General features: G+C 70.0%; 14 protein-coding genes and 1 pseudogene. 10 read left to right on the top strand and 5 right to left on the bottom strand.

What is annotated here, in order from left to right:
• Nucleotides 1-269: 269 nt before the first annotated feature.
• Nucleotides 270-572 (top strand): DUF427 domain-containing protein, encoded by a 303-nt coding sequence (locus tag P2Q00_RS00005; RefSeq protein ID WP_275768241.1) that lies wholly within the window; start codon nt 270-272, stop codon nt 570-572.
• Nucleotides 573-696: 124 nt separating this feature from the next.
• Here P2Q00_RS00005 and P2Q00_RS00010 read toward each other — a convergent pair whose 3' ends face one another.
• The gene (locus P2Q00_RS00010) at nt 697-1,377 is read right to left on the bottom strand and encodes a CDP-alcohol phosphatidyltransferase family protein (protein ID WP_275768243.1); all 681 of its coding nucleotides are present in this window, start codon (nt 1,375-1,377) and stop codon (nt 697-699) included.
• A 157-nt stretch (nt 1,378-1,534) separates the two neighbouring features.
• Between P2Q00_RS00010 and P2Q00_RS00015 the strand changes: the two genes are divergently transcribed.
• Nucleotides 1,535-2,104 (top strand): SRPBCC family protein, encoded by a 570-nt coding sequence (locus P2Q00_RS00015; RefSeq protein ID WP_275768245.1) that lies wholly within the window; start codon nt 1,535-1,537, stop codon nt 2,102-2,104.
• Here the strand turns inward: P2Q00_RS00015 and P2Q00_RS00020 are convergent.
• On the bottom strand, nt 2,097-3,458 hold the full coding sequence (locus P2Q00_RS00020; RefSeq protein ID WP_275768247.1) for a dihydrolipoyl dehydrogenase family protein: 1,362 nt from the start codon (nt 3,456-3,458) through the stop codon (nt 2,097-2,099). The two genes, P2Q00_RS00015 and P2Q00_RS00020, sit on opposite strands and share 8 nt — an antisense overlap.
• 37 nt (nt 3,459-3,495) lie before the next feature.
• Complete coding sequence (locus P2Q00_RS00025; protein WP_275768249.1) at nt 3,496-3,819, bottom strand: hypothetical protein; 324 nt, start codon at nt 3,817-3,819, stop codon at nt 3,496-3,498.
• Between the two features lie 291 nt (nt 3,820-4,110).
• Here P2Q00_RS00025 and P2Q00_RS00030 point away from each other — a divergent pair, with 291 nt between their 5' ends.
• The 5 genes from P2Q00_RS00030 to P2Q00_RS00050 all read left to right on the top strand — a co-directional run bounded on the left by P2Q00_RS00030 (nt 4,111) and on the right by P2Q00_RS00050 (nt 7,733).
• Nucleotides 4,111-4,575 (top strand): MauE/DoxX family redox-associated membrane protein, encoded by a 465-nt coding sequence (locus P2Q00_RS00030; RefSeq protein ID WP_275768251.1) that lies wholly within the window; start codon nt 4,111-4,113, stop codon nt 4,573-4,575.
• A gap of 33 nt (nt 4,576-4,608) precedes the next feature.
• A complete protein-coding gene (merT, locus tag P2Q00_RS51255) occupies nt 4,609-4,902 on the top strand; it encodes a mercuric ion transporter MerT (RefSeq protein ID WP_500691971.1) in 294 nt (97 codons plus the stop codon).
• A 110-nt stretch (nt 4,903-5,012) separates the two neighbouring features.
• Nucleotides 5,013-6,572 carry a radical SAM protein gene (locus P2Q00_RS00040; RefSeq protein WP_275768256.1) on the top strand — a complete coding sequence of 520 codons (1,560 nt, stop codon included), beginning with the start codon at nt 5,013-5,015 and terminating at the stop codon, nt 6,570-6,572.
• On the top strand, nt 6,569-7,411 hold the full coding sequence (locus tag P2Q00_RS00045; RefSeq protein WP_275768259.1) for a class I SAM-dependent methyltransferase: 843 nt from the start codon (nt 6,569-6,571) through the stop codon (nt 7,409-7,411). Before P2Q00_RS00040 ends, P2Q00_RS00045 begins: the two co-directional genes overlap by 4 nt.
• A gap of 91 nt (nt 7,412-7,502) precedes the next feature.
• Nucleotides 7,503-7,733: a hypothetical protein gene (locus tag P2Q00_RS00050; RefSeq protein WP_275768261.1), complete on the top strand. Its 231-nt coding sequence runs from the start codon at nt 7,503-7,505 to the stop codon at nt 7,731-7,733.
• A 17-nt stretch (nt 7,734-7,750) separates the two neighbouring features.
• On the opposite strand, the pseudogene P2Q00_RS00055 reads toward P2Q00_RS00050, so the two are convergent.
• Nucleotides 7,751-8,884, bottom strand: a pseudogene (locus P2Q00_RS00055) (IS630 family transposase).
• Nucleotides 8,885-9,082: 198 nt separating this feature from the next.
• On the opposite strand from P2Q00_RS00055, the gene P2Q00_RS00060 reads away from it, so the two are divergent.
• The 3 genes from P2Q00_RS00060 (at nt 9,083) to P2Q00_RS00070 (ending at nt 10,948) form a co-directional block, all read left to right on the top strand.
• On the top strand, nt 9,083-9,442 hold the full coding sequence (locus P2Q00_RS00060; RefSeq protein ID WP_275768262.1) for a nuclear transport factor 2 family protein: 360 nt from the start codon (nt 9,083-9,085) through the stop codon (nt 9,440-9,442).
• Nucleotides 9,443-9,538: 96 nt separating this feature from the next.
• On the top strand, nt 9,539-10,600 hold the full coding sequence (locus P2Q00_RS00065) for a sigma-70 family RNA polymerase sigma factor (protein WP_275768265.1): 1,062 nt from the start codon (nt 9,539-9,541) through the stop codon (nt 10,598-10,600).
• Nucleotides 10,601-10,948 (top strand): TfoX/Sxy family protein, encoded by a 348-nt coding sequence (locus tag P2Q00_RS00070; protein ID WP_275768267.1) that lies wholly within the window; start codon nt 10,601-10,603, stop codon nt 10,946-10,948. It abuts the gene before it with no gap.
• A gap of 74 nt (nt 10,949-11,022) precedes the next feature.
• On the opposite strand, the gene P2Q00_RS00075 is transcribed toward P2Q00_RS00070, so the two are convergent.
• Complete coding sequence (locus P2Q00_RS00075; protein ID WP_275768269.1) at nt 11,023-11,598, bottom strand: TetR/AcrR family transcriptional regulator; 576 nt, start codon at nt 11,596-11,598, stop codon at nt 11,023-11,025.
• Between the last annotated feature and the right edge of the window lie 7 nt (nt 11,599-11,605).

An 11,605-nucleotide genomic window follows, 5' to 3' on the forward strand; every position in this document is an offset into this window, starting at 1 on the left:
CCCCCGCCCCCCCCACCCCACCGGCCCCACCAAGACCCCCGCCGACCGGGACTCCTCGCACACCCCGGCCGACCAGGAGCGCCCGTACAACCGATGACGACGTTCCCGCCCCGCCGCACGCTTCTCGCTCTCGTAATGACCCTTCCAGACGACGGCTGGGCGTCGGGTGCATAGGTTTCCGGACTGTAAGCGGCGTCACCGTCGGCACTGGGTCCGGCGCTCTAGCGTCCTGACATGGATTCCTATGGCCTGCCCGGAGGTGGAAGATCATGATCCGTGCTGTGTGGCACGGCGCGGTGCTCGCGGAGGCGGAGCGCACCCGCGTGGTCGAGGGCAATCACTATTTCCCTCCCGAGTCGCTGCGCCGTGAGCACTTCGCCGAGAGCCGCACGAAGTCGCTGTGCCCGTGGAAGGGGCTCGCCCGCTACTACACGATCACGGTCGACGGGCAGGTCAATCCGGATGCCGCCTGGTACTACCCGCACCCGACCCCGCTCGCAAGGAAGATCAAGAACCATGTCGCCTTCTGGAACGGCGTCACCGTCGAGGTACGGCCGGAGGACGGCGGCTAACCCGCACGCGCCTGGCACGGATCGCCGACCTGTTCCATGGCAAAGCGGTCCAGTCGCGGCCCCGCCCCTCGCACATCACTCCCTCACAGCACACCGGACGCAGGGAGCACCACTTGGCGGCCGATCAGCGCCGCAGGAAGTGGCGCAGGGCGACGATGCCCTGCATCGCGGCGGCCGGGCGTAGCAAGGCAGGGCGGGGCCGCTCGGGCATCGTGCCCCGGCGGACGCTGATCGCGGTGACCGTGGCGACCGGTACCGCCCATGCGGCGATCGCCGCGGCCCGTACCGTACGGCTGGGTTCGTGCCGCAGCACGAGCCAGGTCCAGAACGCGGCGTCGGCGACGGAGTCGGCGTAGTCGCCGAACGGGGACACGGTGCGCTGATGACGGGCCAGGCGGCCGTCGGCCAGGTCGAGGGCGATCGCTAGTCCACCGGACCAGTGGCTCGCCCCCAGGACCGTGGCGGGGAGGTTGCCGCGCAGGAGGGTGAGCGCGTCGGCGGGCGAGAGCCGGTCGCGCTCTTCGAGGAGGCCCAGGTGCAGGACGCTGAGGGTCCAGCTGGCCGCCACCCAGCGCGGCCCCGGCCGCTGCTGCCGGGCGAGGGCGAGGGCGAGGAGCAGGCAGTGCAGGGTGGTGATCTGCACGAGTGCCCGGGGGCGACGTGCCGCCTGCCGCGCCGACCGGTCGGCGGCCTGCCCCAGGAACCGCACGACGGCGCGAGATCCCCAGTGATCCCGTTTCAGCGCCCCGAGCAGGGCGTTGGTCGCGGCGCGGCTGTCGCTGAGATCGGACACGGGCACGGGCACGTGGGCGGCCTTTCTCCGAGCGCGGAAGGTGCTGGGTTCACGGTAGAGGGCCGACCCGCGGTCTGAAGGTGAGCGCGCTCACCGATCACCGGGGCCCGTTGGCCGTAGCGTCGGCCCTGGACGGAACGAGGCCGGAGCGGAGGAGAAGGAGCGGGACATGGGATGGCCGACGAAACTGGCGGTGGCGACTGCGGTGGGCGGCGCGGGCGCGGCCGGGTATCTGGGACTGGTCACCGGGGCGCTGTCGTTGGACGTGGGCATGGGCCGGCGCAGTCGCCCGCTGGGGCCGCAGACCATCGCCATCCAAGCTCCGCGCGAGGTGGTCTTCGATGTGATCGCCGAGCCGTATCTGGGGCGGACCACGCGGGCGATGCAGGAGAAGGTGCGTGTGCTGGAACAAGGCAGTGACATGGTGCTCGCCGCGCACCACACCCCGGTGGCGGGCGGGCGGCTGACGGCGACGACGGTGGAGACGGTGCGGTTCACCCGTCCCGAGCGGGTCGACTTCCGCCTGGTCCGTGGCCCCGTCCCGGCCGTCACGGAATCCTTCGAGCTCAGCGAGCGGGGGCCGGGTACCTGGCTGGAGTACGCCGGTGAGCTCGGTACGGATCTGTGGGGGGCCGGCCAGTGGTGGGGCAGTTTGGTCGCCCCGCGCTGGGAGGCGACCGTCGCGTACTCCCTCGCGGTGGTCAAGGCGGAGGCGGAGCGGCGCGCGGCTCTCACCTGACGAGGTCGGCGAGGGCGTCCTCCATGGCCCGGTGGAAGGTCGGGTAGTCGTAGATCATGTGGCGGAGCCGGTCGACCGGGACCTCGGCGTGCACCGCCACGGCGAGCCCGTACAGCACCTCGCCACCCGCGGGTCCTACTGAGGTGGCACCGAGCAGCACCCCGCGCTCCGCGTCCTCCACCAGCTTGATCACGCCGTCGTTGCCGGCCTTGTGGATCCAGCCGCGCGCCGAGGACGGCACCTGGGCGATGCCCGTACGCACCCGCAGTCCCCGCTCGCGGGCCGCGTGCTCGGTCAGGCCCACGGAGCCGACCTCGGGATCGGTGAAGGTGACCCTGGGCAGGGCGCGGTAGTCCGCGTCCGGGCCCGGCTCGCCGAGGACGTCGCGGACGGCGATCTCGGCCTGGTACATCGCCACATGCGTGAACGCACCGCGGCCGGTGAGGTCGCCGAGGCCCCAGACACCGTCCGCCGCGCGCATCTGCCTATCCACCGGCAGGCCACGGGCATGCGGATCCAGTCCGACACTCTCCACGCCGAGACGGGTGAGATCGGCGCGCCGCCCGGTGGCCACCAGCAGGTGCTGTCCGGTCAGTTCCTCGGCACCGTCCAGCGTGAGCCGGAAGGTGTCCCCGGCATGGCGCACACCGGCGGCCCGGGCGCCGGCCCGTACCGCGATCCCCTCCCTGCGCAGTACGTCGGCGAGCAGCCGGCCGGCTTCGGGCTCCTCGGCGGGCAGCAGCCCTTCCATCGCTTCGACGACGCTCACCGCCGTGCCGAAGCGCGCGAAAGCCTGGGCCAGCTCGACACCGACGGCGCCGCCGCCGAGCACCAGCAGCGAAGCGGGCGGCTGCTTGGCCGCGATGGCTTGGCGGTTGGTCCAGTAGGGCACTTGGCCCAGGCCTGGCACCGGCGGAATCTGCGGGCGGCTGCCGGTCGCCAGCACCACCCCGCGCCGGGCGGCGAACACCTGCCCGTCGGCCTCCACCCGGCCGGGGCCGGTCAGGCGGGCGCGTCCGCGGACGAAGTGCCCGCCCCTGCCAGTGAACCGGTCCACGGCCACCTGGTCGTTCCAGTCGTCCGTCGCCTCGTCGCGGATCCGGGCCGCGACAGGGGCGAAGTCCGCGACGACCTCGCTCTGCCCGGCTATGCCCGGGATGCGCCGGGCCTCGGCGAGCAGGTTGCCGGCGCGGATCATCATCTTGCCCGGGATGCAGGCCCAGTACGGGCACTCCCCGCCGACCAGTTCCGCCTCCACCCCGACCACGTCCAGCCCGGCCTCGGCCAGCCGCTCGGCGACGTGCTCACCGCCCACGCCCATCCCGATCACCACGACATCGGTGTCCTGCGCCATGACTGGTCTCCTTGGTCAGTTCAGCCCGGGGGACAGATCACTTCGTACCGGGGATCTGATGGGGTATCTCGAACGTTGCGTCGTCTGCGCGGCTCGTTCCTCCGGCCGGTCGGCCGATCCGGGTTGCGCGCCACACCCGCGTGCCGGTCAGCATCACCAGCGTGAGCGGATAGACGACCGGGCACAGGGGGATCAGGATCAGCACCGGCAGGAGCGCGGCGGCAGTGCCGGTGCCCAGGACGAGCAGGAACACCGGGAGTACGCCAAGCAGTTGCGCGTATCCGGTCCTGCGTCCGGGCTGTCGGCACGAGGCCGCCCGCCGGGCCGCGAAGGCGGCGACCGCGCCGCTGCGGCCCACCAACGTTGCGACGACCGCGCGAGCAGCAGGTTGACCGGAGTGAGGAAGACCGCCACCTACGGACTCGGATGGAGCGCGAGGACCGGCTCGAACAGGTAGGGCGCCCGGGAACGGAACGACTGCTCCCGGCCTGGGCCGCTGCTGCTCGTTCACCTGGCGCCTCCCGACCACGCGGGATACGGAAAACGGGCAGGAAACCCGCCTCCCGTGCTGCTGATGTTCGCGCGGATGAGGTGCCGGTTCGGTGAGCGCGCTTACAGTTCTCGGCTCCCGCCCGCGCCTAGCGTTCAGATCATGGTGCTGCGGATCGTGCTGGGTGCGGTGTATACGGCGATGGCGCTCGGCCAGCTCGCTTCCCTCGGGCGCATGCCCGGGATTCTGGCCGCATATGGGCTGGTGACCGGCGCCGCCGCCATCTCTCTGGCCGTGGCGCTGATCGCGGGCGAGCTGGTGTGCGGGGTCGGGCTCCTGGCCCGACCGCGCTCGAAGGCACTTCCTCCCGTGTGGGTGTTCACCGCCGTCTCAGTGGTGTGGTCGCTCCTGGCCGTGCAGGCGTTCGCACGCGAGCTCACGGTCGCCAACTGCGGCTGCTTCGGCAGCTACCTCTTCCAACGGCTGAGCTGGTTCGTCCTCGTCCAGGACGCCTTGACCTTGGTCTATGCGGGGCTGCTGCTGCGCGGCGTACGCAGGCGCCCTTCGCCGCCTGCCGAGCCTGCAAGCCGTGAGTCCCGCGCTGTGATGGAGGAGGCCGATTCCTGATGCCCAAACCCCTTGAAGACTCCGGCCTGAGCGATACGACAGCAGCCGTGGGCGCCGGGCTGCTCAGGGTGCTGTGCCGCGCGCGGGCCCGCTGCTCGTGGCCGGCGGGCGCTCGGTGCCGTCGGCGGGGCACTGCGCGACCTCTGGCTGATCACCGTGGGAGCCGTGGTGGTACTCGTCGCAGTCGTCCACATCCTGCGGCGCCGGGGCCGTCGCCGCCATGGTGCCGGGCCGGAGGACTGCTGCCCATCCGTAGCCCCGCCCCTGCCGTCCGACGCGGCCGGCCAAGGCAGGCCGCAGGGTAAGGGCGTGGGGTGTCGTCCATGACATCCGGTGACCGGCTGTGCTCTTCTGCCGGTCACCCAGACCGCCGCGGCAGGTCGCGGCACCCGGCCTGGCCAAGGAGCCCGGCCGCCATGCGAATGGAGGAGCCCCGGATGACCCAAGCACCCGCGCCCCAGCGCAAGGTGGACCGCGACGAGGTGTTCGTGGAGTTCACCAAGTCCATCTGCCCGCTGTGCAAGACGCCCGTCGACGCCCAGGTCAACATCCGCGAGAACAAGGTCTTCTTGCGTAAACGCTGCCGTGAGCACGGCGAGTTCGAGGCCCTGGTGTACGGGGACGCCGAGGAGTACCTGTCCTCGGCCCGCTTCAACAAGCCCGGCACCATCTCCCTCACTTTCCAGACCGAGGTCAAGGACGGCTGCCCGAGCGACTGCGGGCTGTGCCCGGAGCACAAGCAACACGCCTGCCTGGGCATCATCGAGGTCAACACCGGCTGCAACCTGGACTGCCCGATCTGCTTCGCCGACTCCGGCCACCAGAACGACGGTTACTCCATCACCCACGAGCAGTGCGCCCGCATGCTGGACACGTTTGTGGCCTCCGAGGGCGAGGCGGAGGTGGTGATGTACTCCGGCGGCGAGCCCACCATGCACAAACACATCCTGGACTTCATCGACCTCGCTCAGACCCGCCCGATCAAGAACGTCATCCTCAACACCAACGGCATCCGGCTCGCCTCCGACAAGCGGTTCGTCGCCGAGCTCGGCAAGCGCAACCAGGTTCCCGGCAAGTCGGTGAACATCTACCTTCAGTTCGACGGCTTCCAGGAGCGCACCCACCGGGAGATCCGCGGACGCGACCTGCGCACGTTCAAGCAGCGGGCGCTGGACAACTGCGCCGAGGCCGGGCTCACCGTCACCCTCGCCGCTGCCGTCGAACGCGGCCTCAACGAGCACGAGTTGGGCGCCATCATCGAGTACGGCATCGACCACCCCGCCGTACGCTCGGTGGCCTTCCAGCCGGTCACCCACTCCGGCCGCCATGTCGCTTTCGACCCGCTGGACCGGCTCACGAACCCGGATGTCATCAAGCTCATCGGCGAGCAGCGGCCCGGCTGGTTCCAGAAGGGCGACTTCTTCCCCGTCCCCTGCTGCTTCCCCACCTGCCGCTCCATCACCTATCTCCTGGTAGACGGCGAGCCAGGCAACCGCACCATCGTCCCCATCCCCAGGCTGCTCCATGTCGAGGATTACCTCGACTACGTCACCAACCGAGTCCTGCCCGACACCGGCATCCGCGAGGCACTGGAGAAACTCTGGTCCGCGTCCGCTTTCATGGGCACAACCACGACCGAGGAGAAACTCCGCGCCACCGCCAAGGCCCTGGACTGCGCGGACGACTGTGGCATCGACCTGCCCCAGGCCGTGAAGGACCTCAACGACAAAGCGTTCATGATCGTGGTACAGGACTTCCAGGACCCCTACACCCTCAACGTCAAGCAGCTGATGAAGTGCTGCGTCGAGGAGATCACCCCGGACGGGCGGCTGATCCCCTTCTGCGCCTACAACTCCGTCGGCTACCGAGAAGAGATCCGCACGGCCATGTCTGGCGTCCCCGTTGCCAACGTCGTCCCGAATGCGCTGCCACTCCAGGAACGGCTGGCCGACACCCCCTACGGCTCCAAGACCGCGGCGAAAGAGGGGCCGCGATGACTCCGCCCGGCCCGGACAACGACCCCGTGCCGACGGCCAACGAGGACCTCAAAGCCTGCTGCGCCGCCGCGTACTCCTGCGACGTCGTGGCCCTGCTGCTCGGCGACTCCTACCACCCTGGCGGCGCCGCGCTCACCCGCCGCCTCGCTGGCCACCTGGGGCTGACGGCGGGCAGCAGGGTCCTGGACGTGGCCTCCGGCCGCGGCACCACGGCGCTGCTCCTCGCCGACGCCCACGCAGTGTGGGTGGAGGGTGTGGACTATTCCGCCGCGAACACCGCCCTCGCCCGTGGAGCTGCCCAGGCCGCCGGTCTCGCCGACCGGGTCGCCTTCACCACCGGCGACGCCGAGCAACTCCCCTACCCGGCTGAGTCGTTCGACGCGGTGGTGTGCGAGTGCGCCCTGTGCACCTTCCCCGACAAGACGCGGGCCGCTGCCGAGTTCGCCCGCGTCCTGCGCCCCGGCGGCCGGGTCGGCATCACCGACGTCACCGCCGCCCCCGACCGGCTCCCGCCGGAGCTGTCCACGCTCGGCGCGCGGATCGCCTGCATCGCGGATGCCCGCCCGCTCGCCGAGTACGCCGAGATCCTGAAGGGCGCAGGACTGCGTGTCGTCCGTACTGAACGCCACGATCAGGCCATGACCCGCATGATCGACCAGATCGAGGCCCGGCTGAACCTGTTGCGCCTGACTGCTCCCGACCGACTCGCCGCCGCAGGCGTCGACCTGACGGCGGCACCAGCCGTCCTTCAAGCGGCCCGCGACGCCGTGGCCGACGGCGTTCTGGGCTACGCCCTGCTGATCGCGGAAAGGACAGACCGGCCTCGAAGCGTCACATAGTGCTGTGACCGCGAAGGTTCACCGGGTTGGGTCGTATCGATGGCTTCCTGCACCAGTACAGTCGGCGCACTGAAGGAACAGAGGAGCTCCGGTGCGTAAGAGAGACAGCAACGCTGATGGTCACGGCCAGCGGGCCGTGACCATCAGGTGGATACAGGTCGTGCTGTTCGCAGTCGTTGTCCTGCTGGTCGGTTTCCGTATCTGGGAGCGCCATAACGGCGGTGGTTCGAGCTCGGTCGTGTTCGGGCTGATGGCCGCATCAGCACTGTCCATCGGCGTGCTGGAACGCTATCGGGCAACCGCCGCCAAACGATCTCGGTGACTCACCTTCCCGCCGGCTCAGGCCGCCGCTGACAGGGGCCGACCGCCCCAGCGGATACCTTTCTCGCTGCGGATGCGGGCGCGTTCACTTCGTTCGGCGGCCAGGACGTCGCGGTGGCGGGCGTTGGCGTTGCGCCAGCGCAGGTACGCATGCAGGACTCGGGTCTGCACGGTGTGGTTGGGGTGGTGGGAGTTGGCGATGGTGAACTGCCGCAGCGGTCCGAAGTGGGCCTCGATCGGGTTCGCCCACGAGGCGTAGGTCGGGGTGAAGCACAGCTCGACCTTGTTCTTCTTCGCCCAGCGGCGGATGTCGGCGCCTTTGTGGGCGGACAGGTTGTCCAGGATCACGTAGATCGGGGCGCCGTCCGGGCGGGCAGCACGGATGGACTTCAGAGCGGTGAGCGTGTTGGCCGCACCCTTCCTGCGGCAGTTGACGCCCCACAGAGTGTCCTCGCCGACCGAGTAGCAGCCGTGGAAGTAGCGCACTCCATGGGTGCGGTGGTAGGTGGCGGGCAGCCGGTCGGGACGCCCTTGTTCAGCCCAGCCCGAGCCCGCGGTGGGGCGGATGCCGAGCGGGCCGAACTCGTCGAAGGCGAAGACCCGGTCCGGGAAGCGGTCCAAGACCTCCTCGATCCGGTCCAGTTTGGCGTCACGCTCGGGGTCCGGGGATTCCTTCCACGTCTTGGTGCGCTGGAAGGTGATGCCGGCGGGCGAGCAGGCAGCGTGACGCTTCGCTGCCGATGTGGATGACCCGACCGTGGACTTTGCGCAGGTAGGCGACCAGCTTGCGCAGTGACCAGCGGGTGAAGGGCTGGCCGAGCTTGGCCGGTCGGGTGGTGGCCGTCGCCACGACGAACTCCTCGTCGTCAGGCTTGAGCAGGCGGGGACGGCCTCCCGCCCACTTAGGGTCCAGGCAGGTCAAGCCGATCTCGTTGAACCGGTGGATGACGTCCCGGACGGTGTCCTCGTCGGCCTGCACCGCACCCGGTTCCCGCCGGCCGAAGCCAGCAGCATCATCGCGCGCCGATAGCGCACGGAACTGGTGCTGCCCCGGCGCACGATCTGCTGCAGCTTCTGCCCCTCCTGGTCGGTCAGTCTGCGCACACGGACAGGCTCGGCTACCGCGCCTCCAGCGGTCGGATCGGACGTCACCGCACATCCAACCGCCACGACCACCAAACCGGCGAACCTACGCGGTCACAGCAATAGCGAAGCGCAGCGCCACCGGTGAGCGACTACCGGGGTCACCACGTGCCTTGGAACCGATCGATGAATTCGAGGCACTCCTCGGGGTCTGTACAGGTAGGGACCTGCTGTGCCTGGTCCTTCGACCTCTCAACCGGAGGAATCATGACCGTCCAGGAAATCGTGGACGCCTACTACGAGGCGTGGACCAGCGGGAAAGGCGACTTCAGCGATGTACCGCTGGCGGCCGACTTCGTGTTCCGGGGGCCGGTGGCCAGGTTCGAATCAGCCGAAGGCTACCGGGCTATGGCCGCCCAGGCCGGCCCGATGGTCACCCGCTTCACCGTCCGTCACCAGTTCGTCGACGGAAGCCGCGTGTGCTCGATCATCGACTGGGAGATGAGCCTGCCGGTGCCGCCGATGACCTCCGCGGAGATCCTCGAGATCGAGGACGGGAAGATCGCCCGCGGCGAGTTGATCTACGATGCCGAACCTCTTCGCACCGTCATGGCCCAGGGTGGCTGACCTGGCCGCGGCGCACGCCCCACAGCGCGGACATCCCCTTGCCGGACCGGTTCGGCGGAGCCGGGTGATTGCCCTGGCCGGGCGTAGCGTGAGCGGATGGACGCGGTGACCGGCGAGCCGTCGCCCCAGGGCGGCCTTGCCGAGGATGAACTGCTGGCGGCGGCCCGCGCGGGCGACGAGGACGCCTTCCGGGCGCTGGTCGGCCCCCATCTGCGGGAATTGCATGTGCACTGCTACCGGATGCTCGGCTCGGTCCAGGACGCGGAGGACGTCATGCAGGAGGCGCTGCTGCGCGCCTGGCGTCACCTGGACGCCTTCGAAGGCCGTTCGTCGGTACGGGGATGGCTGTACCGCATCGCCACCAACCGCTGCCTCACCGCCCGCACCCGGTCCCACACCAGTCCCCTCGCGGAGCGGCCGCAGCCCCCGCCACCCGCCGACGCCGACGACGTGGAGGTGGTCGCGTTGGAGCCCTGCCCCGACGCGCTGCTGGTTCTGCTCGACGACCGCAACGACCCGCCGGCCCGCTACGAGCTGCGTGAGAGCGTCCAGTTGGCCTTCCTCGCCACCCTGCAGCTCCTGCCGGCCCGGCAGCGGGCGGTACTGCTGCTGCGCGACGTCCTCGGGTTCTCCGCCGCCGAAACCAGTGCGTTCCTGGACACGAGCAGCGCCTCGGTGAACAGCGCCCTGCAGCGGGCGCGCGCGACCCTGGACCGGCATCGCGCGAGCGGACGCCTGCGCGGCGGCGGCCCGGCGCCAACCCGGGCCGAGCAGTCGGTGCTCGTCGAGCGGTTCACCGCCGCCTGGCAGGCCGGCGACGTCGACGGGCTGGTCGCACTGCTCAGCCACGACGCGCTGCTGACCATGCCGCCCTACCCGATGGCCTACCGCGGGCGGCCCGCGATCGCCTCGTTCCTCGCCACCGTCCCGGCAGGCGGCGACCTGACCCGGATCACACTCATGCCCACCCGGGCCAACTACCAGCCGGCCCTTGCCGCCTACGTCCGCGATCCGAGCGGGACGAGAGCCACCGCGTACGGGATCATGGTTCTCACCGTCGACGGCGGTGCGATCGCCGAGATCACAGGTTTCACCGACCCCGCCCTCTTCCCCCTGTTCGGCCTGCCCGACCACCTTGCCGACACACCGGAGGCATAGATGCCCTACGACGAGGCCCTGGCCGAGCGAGTCCGGGAATCGCTGCCACTGGCCGATGAAATCAGCGAACGCAAGATGTTCGGCGGACTCGCGTTCCTGCTGCGCGGCCACATGTTCTGCGGCATCGTCCACGACGAACTCATGATCAGGCTAGGCCCGGACGCGAGCACGGAGGCGCTGGAACGCCCGGGCGTGCGGCCCATGGACTTCACCGGCCGGACCATGAAGTCCATGGTGTTCGTCGCACCCGACGCACTGGCCGGGCCTGCGCTCGACGACTGGATCTCACAGGCCGCCGCCTACGCCCGCACCCTGCCGACCAAATTGGCTGGCCCTCGAGGCAACTGACCGCTCGCCCGGAGTGGCCGGAACAGCAAGGACGGCGCACGGTTGATGCGCACGTGATGGGGCTGTGCCGCTGTTTACGACAGCGAGTCGATCCAGTGCTCAAGATGACGTACGTGGCTGGTCATGAGGTCGGGATCCCGGAACGTGTTGGCGAGGAGCGCGCCGCCCTGCACGCCGGCGAAGAGGTTGACCGCCAGGTCGCGCGGGTCGGGTGTGCCCATCTGGCGGAACTGGTCCTCCGCCCAGTCAAGGATGAGGCTCATCATCTTCGCCGCTTCACGGTCGAGTCCGTCGTCGCGTCCACTGAGTTCTGAGCAGAGGGTGCCGAGCGGGCAGCCGTGTCGCGCGACGAGGTCGCGCATCTCGACCCATTGGCGCGTGAGCGCCTTGAGGCGGGTGCCCGGGTCCGGCTGCGCGTCGAACGAGCCGAGCATGGTGCGCACCTCGTCGATCCGCGCATCGACGACCGCCCTCACCAGAGCGTCCTTGGTCTTGAAGTAGTAGTACACGTTGCCGGGCGGGACGTCGGCCGCCTCCGCGACCTGGGCGAGTGTGGTCGCCGATACGCCCTGACGGTGCAGGAGCTCACCGGCACTGGCGACGAGCCGCTCCCGCTTGCCGGCGCGATCACGTTGATGTGAGTCAGTCATCTCACTC

Source organism: Streptomyces coacervatus, assembly GCF_029223485.1.
Lineage (GTDB): Bacteria > Actinomycetota > Actinomycetes > Streptomycetales > Streptomycetaceae > Streptomyces > Streptomyces coacervatus.

Excerpts from the sequence above, each read along its gene's own strand:
- P2Q00_RS00015 (WP_275768245.1), top strand. The coding sequence starts at position 1,535 with ATGGGATGGCCGACGAAACTGGCGGTGGCGACTGCGGTGGGCGGCGCG.
- P2Q00_RS00060 (WP_275768262.1), top strand. The coding sequence starts at position 9,083 with ATGACCGTCCAGGAAATCGTGGACGCCTACTACGAGGCGTGGACCAGC.
- P2Q00_RS00040 (WP_275768256.1), top strand. The coding sequence starts at position 5,013 with ATGACCCAAGCACCCGCGCCCCAGCGCAAGGTGGACCGCGACGAGGTG.
- P2Q00_RS00005 (WP_275768241.1), top strand. The coding sequence starts at position 270 with ATGATCCGTGCTGTGTGGCACGGCGCGGTGCTCGCGGAGGCGGAGCGC.
- P2Q00_RS00030 (WP_275768251.1), top strand. The coding sequence starts at position 4,111 with ATGGTGCTGCGGATCGTGCTGGGTGCGGTGTATACGGCGATGGCGCTC.
- P2Q00_RS00075 (WP_275768269.1), bottom strand. The coding sequence starts at position 11,598 with ATGACTGACTCACATCAACGTGATCGCGCCGGCAAGCGGGAGCGGCTC.
- P2Q00_RS00045 (WP_275768259.1), top strand. The coding sequence starts at position 6,569 with ATGACTCCGCCCGGCCCGGACAACGACCCCGTGCCGACGGCCAACGAG.
- P2Q00_RS00065 (WP_275768265.1), top strand. The coding sequence starts at position 9,539 with ATGGACGCGGTGACCGGCGAGCCGTCGCCCCAGGGCGGCCTTGCCGAG.
- P2Q00_RS00070 (WP_275768267.1), top strand. The coding sequence starts at position 10,601 with ATGCCCTACGACGAGGCCCTGGCCGAGCGAGTCCGGGAATCGCTGCCA.
- P2Q00_RS00020 (WP_275768247.1), bottom strand. The coding sequence starts at position 3,458 with ATGGCGCAGGACACCGATGTCGTGGTGATCGGGATGGGCGTGGGCGGT.